Source organism: Vibrio kyushuensis (assembly GCF_050337325.1).
GTDB classification, from domain to species: domain Bacteria; phylum Pseudomonadota; class Gammaproteobacteria; order Enterobacterales; family Vibrionaceae; genus Vibrio; species Vibrio kyushuensis.
Window position 1 is genome coordinate 29,470 of sequence record NZ_JAKJSV010000006.1, and the last position, 21,966, is coordinate 51,435.

Here is a 21,966-nt window from a genome sequence, read left to right on the forward strand (position 1 = left end):
GAAAATTTGGTAGTCATCACTACCAATATCAATGTAATCTGGCCCCAACATCTGGAATCGTACCCTGTTATCAGCTTTAAGAACTTCACAATGCCCTCTAAATCCTATTCACCAATCGATGTACCCTTCAACCTTCGACACACTTGCTGGTTTTGCGGCGAGCCATCGTTTGCCCAGATACAATTTCCACGTAATGCTAAATCGAGCAAACGCACAGATCATCCTCCGCTCGAGATCCCTGCATGCAGAGAATGTGACTCCATCAAATACCCTGCCCGTTTAACCTCTATTTGGGAGTTACGCTCAAGCATCAAGCAAGCGCTCATCTCCAATTATGCTAAGCATTTAGGGATTGGAGAGAACTGGACCGAGCAAGAGCTTATCGACAGTGATTTCTCTGGGGCGATATTAGGCGGCTTCGGCAAAAGTGCTTGGCACATGTATGAAATAGCAAAGCAGCGCGTAACATTTGAAGGATGGGAACTGAGTGTGGATAGCCTTCCACTCGATTGTGTTGATGAAACCAGCAGTTTCGAATTTAACGGCACACACTACTCTTCATTAAGTACCTGTATCGACTACTTTGTAAAAGCCACCAGCATCGATGAGGAATTACTCACGCAACTAGTGTGTATTGTTACCCCTGCCCGTTTTGAATACGCATTAAAAATAGCGAAACTGAACAAACGAATTTCTAACTCTCAGCGTACTCGAATCATTGAAGAAATATCCCTTCAAGAAGCAGAAAAACAGCAAGCAGAGTTAGAGAACGAATCAAGAAGCAGCACGAACACCTTCGTAGAAGAAGTGGCCGTTTCAGGCGCAATCGCCCCTATATTCGCTATTCAATGGGCTATTGAGCAAGGTATTACCAATCTAGGTGAACTGTGTAATCTTGAAGATGAGTATTTTGATGCATTTGCTCACTTGGGTGGGGCAGCGGCATTCGCATCGTATAACGGATTACAGTTGTACTTAGAAGCGCGAGAAGACTCTAACTGGGTGAACGAAAACGATCCAAATAAAGATTTATGGATAAATTAAGTCAGTAACTAATGTCACTTTAGGAACAATTAAAAAGGTTTACTGCGCTGTATTTTGGTTAGAAAGTAGTACCACATACCGACGCATCCCATTGAGTCATTCTAATTGGTCCTTCAGCACTGGTCTTGCGTTTTTTCAGGCCAGCTTTCAGCTTCTATTTGTGCCATTGTTTGTGCTGCTTTCCGTAGTGCAGGTAAAACGAGCAACGCCTGTTCAGACTTAAAGCGCATGATCGGTGCCTGAATAGCAAGGCTCAAATTCGATTGTCCAGAAGGGGCAGGTACTAATACCGCCACACAATATAGCCCAGGTAAAAACTCTTCATTATCGATGGCATAACCCGCTAGTTTAACTCTCTCAATCTCTTCTTCTAGCCCATCTTGAGTGATAATGGTTTTTTCAGTGTATTGAGTTAACTCAGCGTGTGCCAACAGTCTGTTTCGTTGAGACTTTGTCATTCCTGCTAAAAAGAGTTTACCCGTTGCAGAGCAATGAACAGGAACCCTAGAACCCGCTTGTAAACAAAAACGAAGCGGTGCTTGGGTTTCCACACGGTCGACATAGATAATCTCATTACCAGATAGAGCGGTAATATTACAACTTTCACCCACCTCTTTAGACAGCTGAGCAAGTACTGCATGACGCGCACTATGAGTGGTATTGTTAAGTAAGATTCGCTCCGCTAATCGGCGTAATCGAACCCCAGAGCTATAGTGTCTATTATCGCCATCTCTTTGAATGATTCCTGACGATTCAAGCTGCTGAAGCATTCGATGCAACGTTGGCTTAGGTATGCCCGTTTCTTCTACCAAACTCTGTAGAGAGAAGAACTCATCCTTTTCAGCAATGACTTCTATCAGAGAAAATAAACGTAAGGTTGGAGTGTCACCCTCTACGCGTATTTGCTCTACGTTGGTAGTTGGATTCATGGTCATTGGCTATAAGGTTCCATGTTGTTATATAAGGCCAATAGAAACACTACCTTAAAATTATTTTGCGTGTATTAAAGTATTGAACATAGAGGGTGTATACGCAACCCGCATCTCGATAAACGGAACAAATTGCATCAGATTTTTACATTGCGTTAATCTAATCGTTACAATAAATCACAAAACTTTGTACGAAAGCTATAAAAAACCTGCCGAATTGACAGGTTTTAGGGGAAGTTTGAACAGTGCTCAACACTATTAATTAGGTGTTTAGCTATTGCTAAAAACTAAGCGGTCGACTTGTTAACAATCGCTTGATAACGCCCTGGCTTGTGGTTCATTGCCAAAATGAGATTGGTAATTATTGCACCAACAATTGAAAGCAATATTAGCTCTACGTTCACGATGAACAACGACATAACAACGATAGTGCAATCGAGTCCCATTTGAACTTTACCCGCACGAATGCCAAAACGCTCTTGAAGGTAAAGGGCTAGAATATTAAACCCGCCTAGGCTCATCTTATGTCTGAAAATCACTAACATCCCCATACCAATCAATCCACCACCTAATAACGCAGCGTACAACGGTTGAATATGAGAAATCTGAATCACGTGATATAGATGATCGACAGCGAACGAGACAATACTTACGGCAATGAATGTATTGATTGAGAAACGCCAACCCATTCGAGTCACAGATAAAATGTAAAAAGGGAGGTTTAAGAGAAAGAACACTTGTCCAAAGGAAAAATCAGTGACTTTAGTAATAAAGATGGACAGTCCTGCCGTCCCGCCAGTAAGAAGCCCTACGTGGTTAAAAAATATCACGCCAAGTGACACTAATGCACTGCCTAAGATTAAGGCGAGTAGGTTTTCTCGTAGAGTATGGTCTTTATCCATGTTTGAATATCCTTATCACAATTTCAATGTATATCGTCCTTGAATAGCAGACCCGTTCTGGTATCAAGAAGCGCATAAGATGGCGATAAATATTCAAAATGTCGATAAACGAGTGTGTATTCGATGGAGATCAGGTGTTAACAAATCTATACAGTTCGGTTAACTACCCGCTGCTCTACTAGCGATCAACTCCCCTATCCATTGGCCAATAACTGGATTATCAGAAGGCCGTTCTGACAGGCTACGGTGAGCCTTATCTGCTACCGACACTGGAATCGTACTCTCTTGAAACAGACTCAGAAGGTCTTGTTCAAAATCGTTGCTAAATTCAGGGTGGAATTGACATGTGAATATATTTTGATCGTAGAGAAGCGCCGCATTTTTACAAAAGGAAGAGGTCAATAATACCTTGGCGTTCTTTGGTGCCTGTACAACCTGATCTTGGTGAAACGCAGGTAAAAATGAGGTTTGATGTTCGTCATTTTTCCACTGATATTCATGCAAGCCAACACCCCAACCACCAGCGTACTGCTCGATGCTTCCCCCTAATGCCTTGGCGATGATTTGATGACCAAAACAGATACCGATTAAACACTGTTTGTTTTGATTAAGCTCATTAATTAAAGCTTCTAATTTCAGCATCCATGGCAACTCTTCATTCGCACAATGGACAGAGCCAGTGATCACCCACGCGACCATCTCATCAAGTTTCTCGGGGAATTGTCCCCCTTTGACATCAAAATATTCAAACTTAGCCTGTGGCAGATAAGAACGAATCATATCCGCAGTCATATCCGCAAAGCTTTGGTATTTTTCTCTTAGAATTGTCGGAGTATCACCTGCGGCTAGTATTCCTATTTTCATTCTTATTCCCTATCAATATCACTAATACAATAGCCAGCCACTTCCGTTGAATGGCGAAGCTGTTATCTAATAAATTGGAAGCGATGTCTGTGACCTAGATTGTAAGGAAAGAATAATTTTCAAGTCTACTGGCTTTAAAAAGCACCTATGGAACCAATAACCATAGGTGCTTTGCATCAATTTAAACCTTGCGCTAAAACTTTAATGAAAAATCTGGCTACTGAACCGGAAGCACTTATTTTCAGCCATCAGATTTTTAAAGGATTCTTGATCCAGTTTTAGCAAAGTTTCATGGTCTCCTGCTTCAATATATACAGCGTCCAGCTGGGTAAGCGCTTCATCGCACACTGTAGACATGTGGTACGCATTGCCCACAGGAGGAACCGCTCCATTGTCACAATCTTCAAAAATTCGGTAAACCTGCCGCTCCTTCACCAAATGAAAGCTCGCATTTAACGCATCGTTCATCTTCGATAAGCTAATTTTGTTATTTGAAGGCAAAACGGCCATGACATGATGTCCTTCATGATCTTCTAGTACTACCCCTTTCGCCAAGTGCATTAAAGGAATACCTGCCGTCGAACCTGTATTTATCGAACTGCGGCAGTGCTCATGATGGACAGTCTGGAAATCAATATCATGATCTGTCAAATATTGGTCGAACCGGGCTGCAATAGTCATACATCACTCCCTCTTTTTAAGACCCACCCTAAGTATAGAAACAGTTAGAGCCGACGAGCAAACTCTGGAGGAATTGCTATCTACCTTCTTCTTTTCGCACATTGGCGATAAAAATTTACACTTCGATTCTTGGTTTCAAAATTGTTGTTGACCTAAACCTAGCTTGAGGTTTTAACCTTACGGTCTAAACATATTACAACGCATTGAAAGGAAATTATTTTGTCTAAGATTGCTATCATCTACTTTACTCAAACTGGCATCACAGGCCAAATTGCTGAAGCTATAGCCTCAGGTATTGAACAACAAGGTAACGTGAAAATTTTGTCTCACAGAGTTCAAGGGAAAGAGATTGTCGAAGGCCGCTTCGTTAATCCAAGCCTAATGGAAGAGCTGGCCGGTTGTGACGCTATCATCTTTGGCTCTCCAACTTACATGGGAAGCGTAGCTGCACAATTTAAAGCATTTGCCGACGCCAGCAGCGACTCTTGGTGTTACCAGAAATGGGCGGACAAAGTCGCGGCTGGATTTACCAGTGGCGGAGCACTAAACGGTGACCAATCTTGCACGCTTCAATACATTCAAACGCTAGCAAGTCAGCACGGCATGATTTGGCTAGGATTAGACCAAATCACGAACTCAGGTGAACAGGGGTTAAACCGCTTAGGTACGCAAACAGGAGTGGTATCTCAGGGGAGTGATGGCGTAGTGCACCCTTCCGATCTTGCCACAGCAGAGTACCTTGGTAAGCGAGTGGCTAAGCTAGTGAAAAAACTCAACCCTAAATCTACGTAAAAACTTTTCGTTGGCACTTTCTAGATGGAAAGTGCCCCGAAGTTTGTTAGAAATACCTGAAATCATCACCCGTACTATCCTAAATAGACTTATATTTCCTAATGTCTCGCCCTCATTTCATGCCCAGCCGAGTCGATGAAGCAGGGTTAAATATTTGGACACAGTTTTATGCCAAAAGACTATTGATATTGATCGATATATTAATTACCATGATATTGATCAATAAATAATCATTAAGGGTAAAAATATGGCTACGTTTCAATTTTACAAAAAAGACAAGATTTTATTGCATTTAGATACAAACGCTCCATCATTTTCAACAGAGAATGAACAACTCAATGAGCAAGGATTTGAGTTGATAGGTGATATTGTGGAAGCTGAAAATAGTCAGATAGCGCATGAAGAATTTAAAGCTATTCATGGTGATGTAAACATCACGTCGAAATCGCAAATGTTGGTAGGGGTTCTTACTGCGGGAACTGGTGCGTTATCAAGCTAAGTACTAAGTCATATTCGACGCTGGTCAGTACAATTGTTTTTCAACTGTACTGACTTGTGTTTACTTAAAGCCAATCGGCTAATGAGATGCCTAAATCACGGATTGAAGGCCTCAGCAAGGTTACCTTTCTCAACCGTCACATTTGCATTTAAATGGCTTCAGCTTCATGAGAGGGATTAATTTCCTCCATTAGATGGGTGAGAAAAACGAATAATGCTCATTTAAATGCCTAACCTACAAGCTGTTCACTATCCTATTGCCAAGTCGTAACCACAGTTTATTGAGAACAAGCCGTCGACTTAAGAGGCAACGTGTTCATAAATAATCTAGGGTCAGCAATATTATTCACGATTGATTGAGTAGGTAAGTAATCGTCATCGACGTAGTCAACGTAATCAGCAGCAGAATCAAAAATTAAAATATCCAACGCCAAGCGATCCAATCCGTATAGACCACGATGGATCATGTCTGCTGAAAAAACTAACAAGTCACCCGCCGCTAATGCAATCTGTTTACCTCCAGAAATGCCATCACTGCTTACTTTTCCGTTCACTTCTTGGCGAACATTGCACTCTTCTTCGTTGTCCCACCGCTTATACGTTCCGGGTATGATCTCCATACCGGGCTCATCAAATAAGGGGATACGAAGATGCAACACTTGCGTTTCTAGTATTACTTTCATCGGGTCTTTAATATCATAGTCATATTGGCAGTCTCGATGCCAGAAGTCTTTTTGTCGTGAATTCACTGGGTTGAAGAACAGCTGTGTATTCATGAACGCAGGCTTATTTGAGCACAGTACCTTGGTAAGCGAGTGGCGGAAGTGGTGAGAAAGCTCACTAAGTCAGAGTAATATCATGCATGCTGATTGAACCGAAATATAGCCCTACATTACTTATAGGGCTTTAATTTTATGATTTACAATAAGATCAAAGCCATCGCCAAGAGATCGTCTGTGCTACTTTCTAATACGAAAATACCCTATTACGAGTGAATCTATTCGAGTTTTACACTTCATCGTCATTGACTTAATCTATTTATTCTAATTTTTGGAGCCTAAAAAGACTAACTACAGTCTTGAATGATCATCAACTTCAATATTTCTCTAACAGAAGTAAATAGATTATCAATGACACCTACATTTTGAATGATATCAACACTTTCAATCCACCCGAGATGTTCATGCTCTAAAACTAAAGGGACTAACTTTCCTTCTTCAATTGCTGATTTAGCTATCGGGGACGGCAAAATGGTCCAACCTAATGAGGCCTTAGCCATTTCTAAAAGTACATAGTAGTTATCGGCATACCAAATATCAGGAGAAAGGAATAACTGTCTAACCTCATTTGACTTATTTTTAGGCTCTATTTTCAATTGTCGATGAAGCTTTAATGAGTCCTTAGTAAGCTGAGCACCCAAAGCTAAGGGGTGTTCAGGACTCACATAAGCTTCAAACTTAATTGACCCTATATTCTCAGAGCTCATTTTATTGGGCTGTAAGTACTGGCTAAATACGACGCCGATCTGCGCACGATCATTGGCTACTAGCTCTAACACATCATGACTATTCGCAATAAGTACTTCTAGTTGCAAATGAGGATAGTTCGTAACTAACTGGGGAAGTAATGTTGCGAGTTTCGAATAAGGAGCTCCTTCATCTAATGCAATGGTAACTTTCTCTGATTCGTTTGCATTAAGAGCATCTAACTGTATCTCTAAACGGCGGTGTTGCTCTACAACAGCTGACGCATATGGCAACAAGTTCATTCCTGCTTCTGTCAATTGAGGATAGCGACCACTTCTGTCAAATAACGTCTGATTACAGTCAATTTCCATATTAATTATATTTTGACTGATCGTAGATTGCGCCTTCCCCAGTTCACGAGCTGCTCTAGAAAAAGACCCCGCTTTTACCGTAGCAGTAAAAGAGAGAAGTTGTTCCAAGTTCAACATATCGTTCCTATCGATGGATAGTAATTTTTATGGAGGTTAAACATCCGTAATAATGAATGCAATTACTTTTATCTGATTTATTAATGTTTGGAGAATTCAATGAATGTACTAGGTTATCTACAAAGACTAGGGAAAGCCTTGATGTTGCCCATTGCCACCCTTCCCATTGCAGGAATTTTGTTACGCTTAGGACAGCCTGACGTATTAGATATCCCTTTCATCGCAGAAGCAGGTAATGCCATTTTTAGCCAATTGCCTCTCTTGTTCGCTGCAGCCCTTGCTGCCGGTTTGAATAAAGATAATGATGCAGCAGGGGCCATTGCAGGTATTGTTGGCTACTTTGTACTAACCGCGGCTCTTGCTGTTTTAGATCCAAGCCTAAATTTAGGTGTCTTTGGTGGCGTCATCATGGGTGTAACAGCCGGTGAGTTATATCGTCGCTTCCATACTATTCGTCTTCCTGAGTTTCTAGGGTTCTTTGCTGGAAAGCGATTTGTTCCTATTGTCACCGGTGTTAGTGCATTAGTTATAGCTCTCATCATGAGTGTTGTATGGCCAACTGTCAGTGCCGGTATCGACACCATGAGCAACTGGATGCTAGAGAGTGATGTTGGAGGTAAATTTGGATATGGCTTCGTTAATAGGATGCTATTGCCTATTGGTTTACACCATATTTTGAATTCAATCGTTTGGTTTGGTATGGGCGAATATGAAGGAGTGACGGGTGAAATGTTACGTTTTGCTGCTGGCGACCCATCGGCAGGACTTATGCTGTCAGGTTACTATGTAGTGACTCTATTTGCTTTACCTGCAGCTTGTTTAGCCATCTACCAATGCGCACATAAAGATAAAAAAGCAGCCGTTGGAGGTATGCTCGCCAGTATTGCGTTTACAGCTTTTTTAACCGGTATTACAGAGCCTATCGAATATACATTTATGTTCTTAGCCCCTGTTTTGTATTTCTTCCACGCGGTACTGACCGGTCTAGCATTAGTTGTCGCCGCCGCACTTGATATTCACATGTCATTTGGCTTCTCTTCTGGACTAATTGATTACTTTATTTTCTTCAATGCGCCCGCTGCTAATAATGCATGGATGCTCATCCCGCTCAGCCTTGCCTTTGCGTTTGTTTATTACACACTATTCATGTTTGCCATCAAACGTTTTGATATTAAGACACCAGGTAGAGAAGACGAGATAGAAAAAACTGTTGTCGCATCGGAAAATGAAGATGAATTGGCCCAACAATACTTATTAGCACTGGGTGGTAAGTCTAACTTAGAGTCCATTGACGCATGTATTACTCGCCTACGCTTGACGCTTATCGATCCAAGTCTAGTTGACGAAAGCACATTAAAGCAATTGGGAGCAAAAGGAGTAGTAAAAGTAGGAGAAAAGAATCTACAAGTTGTTCTAGGCCCTCTTGCAGAAATTATGGCTGGTAAAATGAAAAGCATACCAGCTTAAAGAATCAAAGGAATTCCCCCTCCTTTGTAGCTCACATTAGTCAAAATGAGCGCTGGAGAGTAACTTAGCTCTCCAAACTTGGTGGCCATTCTTATGGCCACCTTCTTAAGTCTACAGGCCAGAACAAGAGTATATTTATGACGCTGAAAGAACGTATTTTCCATGCTGTATTATTTGAAACTTTAGCAATTATGATAGTCATTCCCCTGGCCGTCTATTTTGCTAACGTCGAAGTAAAAAGCATGTTCATAATTAGTGTTTGTATTAGCATTTACGTCATGATTTGGAATGTTATCTATAATCTACTGTTTGACCGATTTTTTGATGCTAAGAAAAAACAAACATCACTGCTATATCGAGCATTCCATACGCTATTTTTTATACTCGGCGTTGTTGTGGTTACCGTTCCTTCGATCGCTTGGTTTCTCAACATATCACTATTAGCGTCCCTATCACTAAAATCAGGGTTGATGATCATACTATTAGTGTACGCCTTTCTGTTTAATACCATATATGACAAAGTGCGTATTAATATGTTAGCAAAGTACTATCCAAATACAGATCTGTACCAATAACATTCAGAGCACTTCTTAAGGGTACTTTGTGAGCCTAGATGCTCGAATTCAACATCGCACCACAGTTTATTAAGAGCAAACCATCGACTTAAGGTGCAACGTGTTCATAAATAATCTAGGATCAGCCATATTATTCAGAATTGATTGAGTGGGTAAGCAATCGTCATCGACGTAGTCAACGTAATCAGCCGCAGAATCAAAAATTAAAATATCCAACGCCAAACGATCCAACCCGTATAGACCTCGATGGATCATGTCTGCTGAAAACACCAACAAGTCACCCGCCGATAGTGCTATCTGTTTACCACCAGAGATGTCATCACTGCTTACTTTTCCGTTTACTTCCTGGCGAACATTGTACTCTTCTTCGTTGTCCCACCGCTTATGCGTTCCGGGTATGATCTCCATGCCGGGTTCATCAAATAAGGGGATACGAAGATGCAACACTTGCGTTTCTAGTATTACTTTCATCTGGTCTTCAATGTCATAGTCATATTGACAGTCACGATGCCAAAAGTCTTTTTGTTGTGGATTCACAGGATTGAAAAACAACTGCGTATTCATGAACGCTGGCTTATTTGGTATCACTGCATCAACCACGTCCATGATTTTCTTTGAGCTGATGAAGTCAAAAAGTCTCGCTCTATCGTCATTGGGTAAATACTCGCTTCCCGTAATTAAAGACGAGTTAAACGCTTCTTCCTGATAGAACTCTTCGTTGTCAGTTTTCCATAATTCATGAAATTTCAATATTACTTGCCTAAGCGATGAAATCTGAGTTTCATCGAAGTAATTTCTGATAACAAAGTAACCTTGTTCGTCGTAACTGTTACTTAATTGTTGACTGTTTTCTACCACTGACTACCTTCACACTCTTTGTACTATTTATTGACCACAGCGATCTTGGGGCATGATGCCAGACCGACGTCAATCAACCAAGTAACTATTTAAAGAGTAATTATTTAAAGAGCAACTCGGAACGTCGCACTAAGAAGGGATATATTTATCAGAGGCTAATATACACTGATGGGGTTCAATGTTTATTAGCCTCTCATAATTGCTTTACTGACTTATCTTTGACCACTATTCTGATTCTTATCAATACCGTACTAAAGCTTAATAGCGTTTAAGAACATTTATAAAGCACGTACATTGAATACATGCTCCACTTCACTTAGGGCCGCTAACAATTCAGGCGTTGGCTCTTGCTCGACATCGAGAATTGTATAAGCCACCTCGTTACGGCTCTTATTGAGCATATCAAGCACGTTAATATTCAAATCAGCTAGCATTGAAAGCACCTGCCCAAGTACTTTAGGGACGTTGTCATTCGCGAAGGTAATTCGATAGCCCTCGGTACGTTCTAGTTTAATAATTGGGAAGTTGACCGAGTTGGTAATGTTGCCATTCTCTAGAAAATCAATGAGTTGCTCTGCAGCCATGATGGCGCAGTTCTCTTCAGCTTCTGAGGTTGATGCACCGATATGAGGCATCAATATGACATTATCTCGACCCAACAATGATGGGGTCGGGAAGTCAGAGACATATTTGCTCAAGTATCCTTTTTCAAGTGCGGTGATCGCGGCATCGGTATCAACAATCTCTTTTCGTGCGAAGTTGAGCAGCACCATCCCTGGCTTTGCAGAAGCAAGAACCTCACTGTTTATAAGCCCTAACGTCGCCTTAAGCGCTGGCACGTGCACAGTGACAAAATCACACTTCGCGACTAATGATTGCAGATTCTCTGCACGTTCTATATCGCTCGATAATCGCCATGCAGCTTCGACACTTAATGCGGAATCAAAACCAATCACTTTCATTCCAAGATCTATCGCAGTATTCGCAACCGATGCTCCAATGGCACCTAGCCCGATAACACCTAACGTCTTGCCTTTAATTTCAGAGCCTGCAAAGCGCTTTTTCTCTTTCTCAAGCAGCTTATCCATTGCGTCTGCATCGGTCATCTCCGTTAAGCTTTCTGAATAAGCAATGCCTTCATTAATATCGCGAGAGGCCAGCAGCAACCCGGTTAGAACTAACTCCTTTACCGCGTTTGCATTCGCTCCCGGTGTATTGAATACAACAATCCCCTGCTCTGTGCATTTATCAATTGGGATATTGTTTACCCCAGCACCACAACGAGCGATGGCCTTCACACCATCGCTAATCGGCTCTTCATGAAGTTTTTGGCTGCGAAGTAAAATTGCATCAGGATGGCTGCACTCACTCGATACTTCGTAGTGCTCCCTTGGGAAAATATCGAGCCCTTTGGCCGAGATAGCATTGTAGGTTTTGATCAGTTTCATATGTGTTTCACCTTAAGTTGAAATTCCATTTCTACTTATCAGTCACTTAACCTGTCTCACTACTAGCCATTTTATGTTGCGCTAGAGACAACAAAGCAACTGACTTATTCGTTAAATAAAGCCAGATGCTTCTATTTTTATTTGGTGACTTCTGCGTACGCCCAGTCTAACCACGGCAATAGCGTTTCTAAGTTAATCGCATCAACCGTTGCCCCAGCCCAGATTCGAAGACCAGATGGCGCATCTTTATAGGCTCCAATGTCGTAAGCGACACCTTCGCTATCAAGCAGTTTAATCATGTCTTTTAGCTGATCAGCATTAACATCGAGCTTAAAGCAGACACTGGTATTGGAACGTTCACTTTCATTTTTCGCAAGAAAGTGTATCCAGTTTCTCGACTCGACAAAGTTAGACAATACAGAAAGGTTATCTTGAGATTTTTCAATAGCAGCGTTCACACCACCGATTTTCTCAATCCAATTGAGCGCATCAAGGTAATCGGCAACACATAACATAGACGGGGTGTTGATAGTCGCGCCTTTAAAGATACCTTCAATTAGCTTTCCACCACTCGTCATACGGAAAATCTTTGGTAACGGCCAAGGAGGCGTATAAGATTCTAATCGCGCTACTGCACTTGGGCTTAGCACAATAATGCCATGAGCTCCTTCACCGCCGAGTACTTTCTGCCAGCTAAAGGTCACAACATCAAGCTTGTTCCACGGCATCTCCATTGCGAAGACTGCAGAAGTAGCATCACAAATAGTCAACCCTTCACGATCATCGCTAATCCAATCGCCGTTCGGAACTTTCACACCAGACGTTGTGCCATTCCAAGTGAAGATGACGTCATTGTTAAAGTTTGCTTGTGTAAAGTCAGGAAGCTCTCCGTATTCAGCTGGATACGAATTCACATTGTCTAATTTAAGCTGTTTAGTGATATCAGCTAGCCATCCAGAGCCGAAAGACTCCCAGTGGAAGACATCGACAGGGCGAGCGCCCAATGCCGACCACATTACCATCTCCATCGCACCAGTGTCAGAGGCTGGCACAATACCCACACGGTAATCGTCTGGAATACCTAACAGCGCTTTGGTTCTGTCGATAGACTCAGCTAGTGCCGCTTTACCAATGCTACTACGGTGCGAACGACCTAATGTCGAGGTATCGAGTTTAGAGATGTCATAACCTGGGCGTTTAGCACAAGGTCCAGAAGAGAAGTTTGGGTTCTGAGGTTTAATTTGAGGTTTCATAAGCTCCCTGCCTATAAGACGAATGTTGAATATCTATGCAAAATAATCTCAGTAAACGCCACCTGTTGGCAATAGGATAGTTTGAATTTGTTTAAAATAATGAGGGCTATAGAGGGATCACTAACCGAAGACGCAATTTCATCAACAATAATTACTCAGTTTAGAGAGCTGTGCCCTTTTTAGTCTTGGGAACAGTCAAACAAAATAGATGAAATAGAATTGAATAAAAAAGGACCATCAGGTCCCTTTTTTATTAATTATCGTCCACCAACTAGGTAAACAATAAAGACATCATCATTTATTTAAATAACGAGTCGTTAGTATTTTACTTGGTAGTTTAGCGTGTAAGTTCGGCCGCGACCTTGGTAATTAAACATGTCTGAATCACCGTACCAGTACGTTGCACGTTGGCTCCAAGTTGTTTGGTAACTTTCATCAAATAAGTTCTTGATACCAAAGCCTAGGCTACCCACAGGAAGCTGGTAGCTACCAATTAGATCGACAACGGTATAGCCTTCAATCTTACGGCTGTCTGCATCTTCATAATTAAACGCTGTTAGGCTTTGTAGCTTCACATTGTAGTCCGATTCATACCAACCCACCCAAGTACTCGCCTTAGACGTACTTGCGCTCATTGCTTCGTAGTCTTCCCAACCGTTATCACCCTCTTCTTCAGAGACAACATAGTGACCAGATGCACCCAGCTGTAGGTTATCCATTACCCAATATGATACTTGCGCTTCCGCGCCGTAAACACGAATCGGGTTAGAGATACCTTTAATCGATTGATCATCAGCATACTCAACAGAACCGTCTGAATACGAGTAGTATGCTGCGGTTTGGAAAGAAAGCTCGTTATGGTCATAACGGTAGCCTAACTCGTAGCTGTCTGTTTTGATGCCTTCTAGCTTGGTATCGTTAACATTAACACTGGCATCTTTACCGTAGTATTTAGCTGGGTTTGCTAAGTCGAAACCTTGTGAGAAGTTTGCCCATACCTGAGATTCTGAAGATAGCTGATAAATCGTACCTAGATTGAATAGGCTTTCTGAGTAATCGGTTTCGCCGCCTGGAACAAAGTCTGAACTCGAGTCTTTTTGGAAGTCAGAGATCTCGGTGTTCATATACTGGTAGCGGTAACCGCCTTGCAAAGTCCAATCATCAGTCAATGCGTATTCAGCCTGTAGGAAACCAGCAAGTGCTTGAGTATCAACACCAGGGTAACGACCTGCCATTTCATCGATTTGGTTAACTAGACCACCAGAGCCTTCTGTTATTGATTGGTCATACAACGCATTGTCACTATCGAAACTATCGATAAAGCCATCAACCCCGTAAGTCAGGTTAAGGGCATTGAACGACTTATTCAGCGCCGCTTTAAGTGAAACAATGTCAGTGCTTTGCTTAGAAGAGCTGGTTGCTAACGTTGATCTACCCGCTGAAGTGTACGGCATAAACGTATGCTCTTCAGAACGGTAAGATAGCTCTGTAATCAACTGATGATTAAGGAAATCAGTGTTGTTGTACACCGCACTTAACATGACACGTTCTGTGCCTTGTTGGCGATCCGCAGCATAACCTTCACGAACGTCAACGAATTGGAAGTTACCATCGGCATCTTTTTCAAAATAGAGGCCGTAAGGCGTATCTTGCTGACTATTGTAGTACTGAGCCAGTAATTGTAGGTTTTGATTCTCAGCGAGATTGATCTGCACGTTACCTAGTAGATCAATCGTTTCATTAAACTGAGTCGAGCCTTGGGTAATATCTGGAGTGACCATATCACCATTAGCATCGTAGTAAGCCTGAGTGCTTGTGTAGGCCACAGATGCACGACCTTGTACTTTCTCATTTCCGCCCGCGATTGATTGCGCAAGCTTGTAGTCAAAGTCTTCGCTACCATTAAAGCCAGACGTTCCACCTACATAAGTTTCGAACTCTAGCTCTCCACCAACGGCTTTCTTAGTGATAATGTTGATCACACCGCCACTCGCACCCGCTCCATAAATCGAACTCGCACCCGACAGCACTTCGATACGCTCAATGTTGAATGGGTCAATCGAATCTAATTGACGACTAATTGAACGGACTGATTGCAGCGATACGCCATCAATCATAACCATGATGCTGCGACCACGTAGATTCTGACCTGAGTGAGTACGACCACCACTACTTACGTCAAGAGACGGAATCGTTGCTGCTAGGATTTCATCTAGATTTTTACCACCACGATATTCCTGCTCAATCTGTTCAGCATCGATATACCAAACTGTACCTGGAATTTCGCTGATCGCTTTCGGAGTTCGGCTTGAAACAACGACCATTTTTTCTTGGGTTGTTGTGTACTCTTCAGCTTGGACGAGTGAAGGTACAAAGCTTGTTGCTGACGCTAACGCAACTGAAATTAAAGACAGTTGAAACTTTCCTTTGTTAACTTTCATTATTTTTCTCTTATTATTAAATATGACCACCGCACTTGCGGATGATAATCATACTCATTCGCCACTCCATTACCATCATTATTTGTAACTATTTGTATGAAATGAATTTTACGGCCTAAGAAATAAGCACAATAAACCGGCAAAGAAAAAGCCAGCTGAATTCTTCAATCCAACTGGCTTTAATACATTTGTTATCAGCTATATAGAGCTACATCTAGTTACTTCCTCATCAAGTAAAGGAAGTAGCCGCCACCGATAAGAGAAGCTAATAACCCAGCAGGGAACTGCCATGGGAACCATAGAGTTCGCCCTAGCCAATCAGCTAATAGCATTAATATTCCACCTAATAGGCTTGCAGTGACCAATTGATTTGACGCTTTATATTGATGTAATGAACGAGCTAGATGCGGTGCTAACAACCCGATAAAACTCAGTGGACCAATCACGATAGTGCAAAGCGTTGTCATTGCCGCAACAAGGAGCAAAAGCAAAGCTCTAACTTTTCGACAGTTTATTCCGACACTTGCGGCCCCAACCTCCCCTAGCCCAATGAGATCAAACCATCGATGACCCGCTAACGCCGCAGATCCAAGAATAACAACACCAATGAGGAGTAAATACACGTCAGACATTGCGACCAGATACGTTGAACCAGAGAGCCATGTAATCAGTGCCGTTACGTTGTCTTGCCCAGACGACATCGCGATACGCAACAATGCATCGAGACCTGCGCTCAAAGCAATTCCAGTTAATAGCATTTGTGTTGGCGCAAAGTTTTGCTTCTTACCCATCCACCAAATAATACTAGTGACAAACAGTGCTCCTGCGGTTCCCAATAGCATTTGCTCATGTCGATCTACAGCGATACCCAGAACAGCACCGAGTACTAAGGCTAACGCTGCACCCGAACTAATACCTAATATCTCAGGGCTGGCCATAGGGTTGGTCGATACTCGTTGAATGGCCGTACCTGCGATCGCCAGACCAACACCTGCGAGCATGGCAATAGATGCTCTTGGAATGCGCAGTTCCAATATCGACATACTTCGAGCGATATTCCAGCCTTGTGAGTCTTTACCAACGACTAAAACAAAAGCCAAAACGATAAATAGTAAAGGAAGCAGAACCATAAGCGCTGTCGATAACTGACGAGTGCGGTAATGTGTGAATGACTCATCTCTAGCCTTGAGATCGGACTGCATCACTTTACGATTTAATAACCAAAGCAAGAAAGGCGCACCGATTAACGCGGTCATGGCTCCGGTAGGCAGCATTTCTCCACCGACACCCGAAAATGGCTGAATGATCAGGTCAGCAATCAATAGCATGAGTGAACCAATAGCACCGCTAGCTACGATTTGATAACGAAGCCTTCGCACCCTAAGCATGCGAACTAGTGCAGGTGCAACAATACCGACAAAGCCAATCAAACCAATTTCACTCACCACTGCGGCGGTGATAGAGATTGCTAAGACTAAACACGTTACTTTAATGGCTTTAACATTAACTCCAATAGAGTTGGCAACACCATCGCCAAGCTGTAACGCTGACAACGGACGCTCGAGTAGCAATAGTAAAGTCAAAGGAACTATAATCAGCGGTAACAGTGTCGTGACACTCGACCAACCATTTTGATTCAGTGTGCCTGCACCCCATACAAAGACACTGGTCAAATGCTGTTCGTTGAGCAGCAACAGCATGGTATTGAGTGAACCAAAGAACAGGCTAATCACCATGCCAGCCAATACCATGTGAACGGGGGAAAATCCTCGCTTTGCCGATAACACAAAGACCAGTGCTGTTGCTAAACATCCACCTAGAAACGCTGGAATAAATTGGCTGCCAATTAAGGTTAAATTGGCAGGAATCAGCAATATGCCCAGTATCATCCCCAACTCAGCCCCCGCAGCAACACCAAGAGTTGTTGGAGATGCAATTGGGTTACGCAAAACAAACTGCATGACACAACCTGCAACCGCCAATGAAAACCCACACAAAATGGCTATCGTCAAACGAGGAAGATACGTGAGATTAACGATAAGGTGCTGATAGTTAGCCGAATCATAATGAAAGGCAGTTTGCCACAACAAGCCAAAGCCTTGAGAATACGGCACTGTCCATTGAATAAGCGCCAGTACAACACCAAAGAGTGCGACAACGGCTAGCCCTTTGTTATGACTCTTCATTTGTGGCTTTTCTAATACTTCTGTATTCATTAGTTATTTAGTAATTGTTTCGTAATACTGTTACTGAATCGCTGCGCAGCAATCAAACCACCAAATGTCCAAATTGGCGGCAGCTCATAGACAGAGTCTGTTCGCGTAAATTTCATCGCTTGCCATAAAGGGGATTGCTGTAATTGGGCACGTTGATCCGCTTTCAATGGTCCAAAGATCATGACATTGCTGTCTTGATGCTCAGCAAGCTTCTCAATACCAGCCGTAGTGAATCCCCACATATTGGTTTTTTCTTGCCATGAATTTGTTAGTCCCATCCCTTGAATGGTTGACTGAGCCAAAGAGCCTTTACTGTGAACACGTACTGTCTTGTCATTAATGAAACGTACAAACAGAAGATCCTGACTAACCAATTGGCTTTGCTTAATCTTGTTGCCATTTTCCGCAAGCAGCTGATCAGTTTGCTCTATGACACGAGTCGCTTGTTCTTGCTTGTCTAGTAACAAACCGAGCTGCGACGTCACCTGCTTTGCAGCAGAAAGTGGGGCTTTTCTGTCGCTATAAATACTAAAAACCAAGGTCGGTGCAATTTTTTGAAGTTGGCGGTGAGCCGGTGCCATATCCTCACTGATCAAAATGACGTCAGGTTTAAGCTCGCTCAACAACTCTAGGTTTGGCTCTCTGCGCGATCCAACATCGGTTACTGAGTTACTTAGTTCAGGCTTACTTACCCAATTTTGATACCCCTTAACATTAGCAACACCCTGAGGTATAACACCTAGACTCAATACCGTCTCGGTCAATGCCCAATCTAGGGTGACTACTTTGATTGGCGTTTGTTCAAACACCTCTTTGCCTAATAAATGTTTTATCTCGATAGCCTGAACCGACGCTACGCAGAAAATAGACAGTAGAGCGAATATCTTTTTCACAACCTTATTCCTTATTGTTGATATCCAAAATATTGTTAGGGATCACCTATGGTGGCTATTACTTTTTATGGCTAGAAAATCACTAAGGGATATAGCTAATCGACTGACCCGTTTCTGGATGCTGAAACAGCGCCAGTTCCATTCCATAGATTTGATGTAAAACTTCGGGGGTCATGAACTCTTCAGGTGTCCCTTCAGCAATCACTCTTCCAGAATGAAGTGCAACAAGATGATCGCTAAACTTGGCCGCCATATTAATGTCATGCAGAACCATAATGACCGTCAGGCCCAATGTTTGGTTAAGCTCTCGAATAAGTGCCAGCAATTCATATTGATGTGCAACGTCTAATGCGGAAGTTGGCTCATCCAGCACAATACATTGACTCTGTTGCGCTAATAACATCGCGACCCAAGCGCGCTGCCTTTCACCACCAGATAACGTGGCAACAAACCGATCTGAAAATGTCGTAAGTCCTACTTTCTCAATCGCTTCATCCACCAGTTGATGATCTTTCTGACTGTAACGACCAAATGCGCCTTTCCACGGATAACGACCAAAACAGACCAGTTCTCTTACGGTTACACCATCAGTGATCGGTGGGTGCTGAGGGAGATAAGCGACGTTCAGTGCGAACTGCTGGCTAGTTAGATCGGCAACACTCTCACCGTTTAACAGCACTTTTCCACTGGCAGGACTGTTTTGGCGACTAAGCAGTTTAATCAGCGTCGACTTTCCGCAACCATTATGGCCAAGCAAGGTCGTTACTTTTCCAGTTTGGAAGGTCAAATTGGTTGATTGAAGAATATTATTTCCATCGATTTCAAACGACGTATCGAGTAATTGGTACATGAAGGCAAAAATAGTTAAGAACGAGAAGTGCGTGAACTTTACCACAGACGAACGCTAATGATAATGATTTTCATATAGATTAATCATTGCTAGGATGATCATTCTATTAGTAATATCCATACGAAATATTAATGATAAGTCCTACGAAAATAAAAAATAAAAACATTCAGTTAAGTACCATTGCTATGATCTCAGCGTTAATGGGAATTGGTCAAAACGGTTTGCTAGTTTCCTTGCCATTTCTGGTTGAGCATTCGGCTTTCTCTTTACCCGTCTGGTCCGTCGTTATCGCGATCGGCAGTTTTCTTTTTCTCCCTTCAGCACCGTTTTGGGGACGTTTCAGTGACCGAAATGGTCCCAAATACGTAGTGATTCAAGCGTTAATTGGGATGAGTATCAGTTTTGCTCTGTTACTGCTATTTACGGTCTTGAGTGAACAAGCACCTGCTATCGCACATTACTGGCTCGCTGGGTTGGTATTAGCTCGAATTATTTATGGCTGTACCGTTGCAGGCATGGTACCCGCCAGCCAACATTGGGCGATCATATTGTGTGGCTCAGAAAATCGATTGCAGGCGATCACTTCGGTCAGTATCGGTTTAAGTACGGGTCGATTAGCCGGACCAATACTGTCCATTCTTTTACTCAAAGTGAACGTCTATGCACCACTTTTCATTATGATTGGCTTTCCTTTGATAGCGTTAGTGATAGCAAGTTTGCTACCTACTCCTGATCTAGAAAAAAACCAAGAAGAGAGCAGCCAAGCAGAAAACAATAAGTCCGACATTCAACCCGCACAGGTTTCAGGTGACTCGAACGCATCGACCTCCCCATGGACCTCTCTATTTTCTATCTGGCCTTTCCTTATTTCCGGATTGTTACTCTGCGCCGTCATTGCGCTGCTTCAATACAGCTTCTCACCTCTAATCGGTTCAATAACAGAGTGGCCGATTACTAAGATCAGTGATGCGATTGGTGTTTTACTGACAATAAGTGCAGCGGTTACCCTTCTTACCCAACTACTCGTGATTAAGAAAAAGAAACTCGATCTAATGTTGATGTTTAAGGTGGGAGCGACGTATTTAACCTTCGGCTTCGTCGTCTATTTAAGTGAGAATATTTGGTTATTCCCAATCGGCATGGCCATTAGCTCGTGCGGTGCTGCTCTTCTTGTACCGGCTTATACCGCAATGGCGTCTCAAGCGAACCTCTGTAGCCCAGGGATCACCGCTGGCTACATATCGATGTCGCATACATTGGGTTATAGTGTGGCTTCTTTACTCGCTTTCACTTCAACACTGGATCCTACCTATCCGGTCGTTATCTGTATTTTGCTTTCCGCAACCATTATGTTTATCGCCTGGCTACAACGCCCGAGCGCTAATGTGCTTGAAAGCGATAAAGCTAAATAACTACATAATTAAATGACTAAAGATTTGAAAGACAAATCAAGGCTAAGAATTAGCGAATAATTGGCTTTTTATTTTTAGGTTCACGTGGACAGTCTGCGCAGAGCTTTCGGCCCTTACATTTGTAGACTAAACAGCAACTCGTACGTACTAGTTTGAGTTGATTATATTCAGAATCAACGGATAACGATTGAAGAAGTTTTTCTGGAAGGTTACATGCACGGAGCCAAAGCTTAGCTTGTTGAAGGAGATATTGATTAGGCAATTCAGGTGCGAACGCTTGTAATTTTATGATACAGCTGAGCAAACCATCAGCGAAAAGTCGATTGGTAAAACCGGGGCGAATTCTGGTCCATTCACTCATTTCACTACGATAGAAATTAAACAGTTCTTGTAACTGTTGTCCCGCAGACTCGATTAAGTGCGTTTCATCACCATGGATATGGTCTGGTAATTCAAATTGATAACCCGCAATAAAACCACTTTGAACAATTTGGGCAATTTTTTTGATATCAGGTAGCGCGTGACAAGCGTAGATAGAAACAAACGAGAGATAGACAGGTTGCCAGCAGAGTAAGTCCCACGTTCTTGTTAACCAATACGCCCTGCCCGCTTCTGGATTTTGCTCCGCAAGCTCATCATACAGTTTACGAATCAACTGGCTGCACTCATAGTCAAAATGCAGAATACCGTGTGTTTTTGGATTCTCAGGCAACGCCTCTAACTTTCCTGAAAGATACGGTGTTATCTGTTTTGAATACTCGAACAACTGATTATGAGTATGGTGTTGAGACAAGTCTTGTGGCAGTTCTGACGACATAGAGGTAGATATAGGCTGAATGAAGAAGAGCCTAGAATAGAGTTAAATCACCACGATCGCAATTGATTATCA

General features: G+C 42.5%; 19 protein-coding genes and 1 pseudogene. 6 read left to right on the forward strand and 14 right to left on the reverse strand.

What is annotated here, in order from left to right:
• Positions 1–90: 90 nt before the first annotated feature.
• A complete protein-coding gene (locus L4D20_RS13755) occupies positions 91–1,044 on the forward strand; it encodes a hypothetical protein (protein WP_428802174.1) in 954 nt (317 codons plus the stop codon).
• Between the two features lie 113 nt (positions 1,045–1,157).
• On the opposite strand, the gene L4D20_RS13760 is transcribed toward L4D20_RS13755, so the two are convergent.
• The 4 genes from L4D20_RS13760 to L4D20_RS13775 all read right to left on the reverse strand — a co-directional run bounded on the left by L4D20_RS13760 (position 1,158) and on the right by L4D20_RS13775 (position 4,420).
• Positions 1,158–1,973, reverse strand: a complete 816-nt coding sequence (locus tag L4D20_RS13760; protein ID WP_428802530.1) for an IclR family transcriptional regulator — start codon at positions 1,971–1,973, stop codon at positions 1,158–1,160.
• Positions 1,974–2,260: 287 nt separating this feature from the next.
• Positions 2,261–2,875, reverse strand: a complete 615-nt coding sequence (locus L4D20_RS13765; RefSeq protein ID WP_428802175.1) for a YitT family protein — start codon at positions 2,873–2,875, stop codon at positions 2,261–2,263.
• A 159-nt stretch (positions 2,876–3,034) separates the two neighbouring features.
• A complete protein-coding gene (locus L4D20_RS13770; RefSeq protein ID WP_428802176.1) occupies positions 3,035–3,739 on the reverse strand; it encodes a type 1 glutamine amidotransferase in 705 nt (234 codons plus the stop codon).
• A gap of 201 nt (positions 3,740–3,940) precedes the next feature.
• A complete protein-coding gene (locus L4D20_RS13775) occupies positions 3,941–4,420 on the reverse strand; it encodes an aminoacyl-tRNA deacylase (RefSeq protein WP_428802177.1) in 480 nt (159 codons plus the stop codon).
• Positions 4,421–4,639: 219 nt separating this feature from the next.
• On the opposite strand from L4D20_RS13775, the gene L4D20_RS13780 reads away from it, so the two are divergent.
• The gene (locus tag L4D20_RS13780) at positions 4,640–5,212 is read left to right on the forward strand and encodes a flavodoxin family protein (RefSeq protein WP_428802178.1); all 573 of its coding nucleotides are present in this window, start codon (positions 4,640–4,642) and stop codon (positions 5,210–5,212) included.
• A 247-nt stretch (positions 5,213–5,459) separates the two neighbouring features.
• Positions 5,460–5,711, forward strand: coding sequence for a hypothetical protein (locus L4D20_RS13785; RefSeq protein ID WP_428802179.1), 252 nt, complete (start codon positions 5,460–5,462; stop codon positions 5,709–5,711).
• Positions 5,712–5,988: 277 nt separating this feature from the next.
• On the opposite strand, the pseudogene L4D20_RS13790 reads toward L4D20_RS13785, so the two are convergent.
• Both L4D20_RS13790 and L4D20_RS13795 read right to left on the reverse strand, forming a co-directional pair.
• Positions 5,989–6,501 (reverse strand): annotated as a pseudogene (locus L4D20_RS13790) (phytanoyl-CoA dioxygenase family protein); the annotation flags it as partial.
• Positions 6,502–6,776: 275 nt separating this feature from the next.
• Positions 6,777–7,664 (reverse strand): LysR family transcriptional regulator, encoded by an 888-nt coding sequence (locus tag L4D20_RS13795; RefSeq protein ID WP_428802180.1) that lies wholly within the window; start codon positions 7,662–7,664, stop codon positions 6,777–6,779.
• Positions 7,665–7,763: 99 nt separating this feature from the next.
• On the opposite strand from L4D20_RS13795, the gene nagE reads away from it, so the two are divergent.
• Both nagE and L4D20_RS13805 read left to right on the forward strand, forming a co-directional pair.
• Positions 7,764–9,131: an N-acetylglucosamine-specific PTS transporter subunit IIBC gene (nagE, locus tag L4D20_RS13800; RefSeq protein WP_428802181.1), complete on the forward strand. Its 1,368-nt coding sequence runs from the start codon at positions 7,764–7,766 to the stop codon at positions 9,129–9,131.
• Between the two features lie 137 nt (positions 9,132–9,268).
• Positions 9,269–9,706 (forward strand): PACE efflux transporter, encoded by a 438-nt coding sequence (locus L4D20_RS13805; RefSeq protein WP_428802182.1) that lies wholly within the window; start codon positions 9,269–9,271, stop codon positions 9,704–9,706.
• 69 nt (positions 9,707–9,775) lie between these two features.
• Here L4D20_RS13805 and L4D20_RS13810 read toward each other — a convergent pair whose 3' ends face one another.
• The 7 genes from L4D20_RS13810 to L4D20_RS13840 all read right to left on the reverse strand — a co-directional run bounded on the left by L4D20_RS13810 (position 9,776) and on the right by L4D20_RS13840 (position 19,665).
• Positions 9,776–10,564, reverse strand: coding sequence for a phytanoyl-CoA dioxygenase family protein (locus tag L4D20_RS13810; RefSeq protein ID WP_428802183.1), 789 nt, complete (start codon positions 10,562–10,564; stop codon positions 9,776–9,778).
• Between the two features lie 278 nt (positions 10,565–10,842).
• Entirely contained in the window at positions 10,843–12,012 is a 1,170-nt protein-coding gene (locus tag L4D20_RS13815; protein ID WP_428802184.1) for a phosphoglycerate dehydrogenase, read from the reverse strand.
• 137 nt (positions 12,013–12,149) lie between these two features.
• Positions 12,150–13,265, reverse strand: a complete 1,116-nt coding sequence (locus L4D20_RS13820; protein WP_428802185.1) for a phosphoserine transaminase — start codon at positions 13,263–13,265, stop codon at positions 12,150–12,152.
• A 317-nt stretch (positions 13,266–13,582) separates the two neighbouring features.
• Positions 13,583–15,706, reverse strand: a complete 2,124-nt coding sequence (locus L4D20_RS13825) for a TonB-dependent receptor (RefSeq protein ID WP_428802186.1) — start codon at positions 15,704–15,706, stop codon at positions 13,583–13,585.
• A 218-nt stretch (positions 15,707–15,924) separates the two neighbouring features.
• A complete protein-coding gene (gene fhuB, locus L4D20_RS13830; RefSeq protein ID WP_428802187.1) occupies positions 15,925–17,922 on the reverse strand; it encodes a Fe(3+)-hydroxamate ABC transporter permease FhuB in 1,998 nt (665 codons plus the stop codon).
• On the reverse strand, positions 17,922–18,815 hold the full coding sequence (locus tag L4D20_RS13835; protein ID WP_428802188.1) for an ABC transporter substrate-binding protein: 894 nt from the start codon (positions 18,813–18,815) through the stop codon (positions 17,922–17,924). The genes fhuB and L4D20_RS13835 overlap by 1 nt, the downstream gene beginning before the upstream one ends.
• A gap of 82 nt (positions 18,816–18,897) precedes the next feature.
• Positions 18,898–19,665 carry an ABC transporter ATP-binding protein gene (locus L4D20_RS13840; RefSeq protein ID WP_428802531.1) on the reverse strand — a complete coding sequence of 256 codons (768 nt, stop codon included), beginning with the start codon at positions 19,663–19,665 and terminating at the stop codon, positions 18,898–18,900.
• 131 nt (positions 19,666–19,796) lie between these two features.
• Between L4D20_RS13840 and L4D20_RS13845 the strand changes: the two genes are divergently transcribed.
• A complete protein-coding gene (locus L4D20_RS13845) occupies positions 19,797–21,077 on the forward strand; it encodes an MFS transporter (protein WP_428802189.1) in 1,281 nt (426 codons plus the stop codon).
• Between the two features lie 49 nt (positions 21,078–21,126).
• On the opposite strand, the gene L4D20_RS13850 is transcribed toward L4D20_RS13845, so the two are convergent.
• Complete coding sequence (locus tag L4D20_RS13850; protein WP_428802190.1) at positions 21,127–21,894, reverse strand: siderophore ferric iron reductase; 768 nt, start codon at positions 21,892–21,894, stop codon at positions 21,127–21,129.
• Positions 21,895–21,966: the final 72 nt, after the last annotated feature.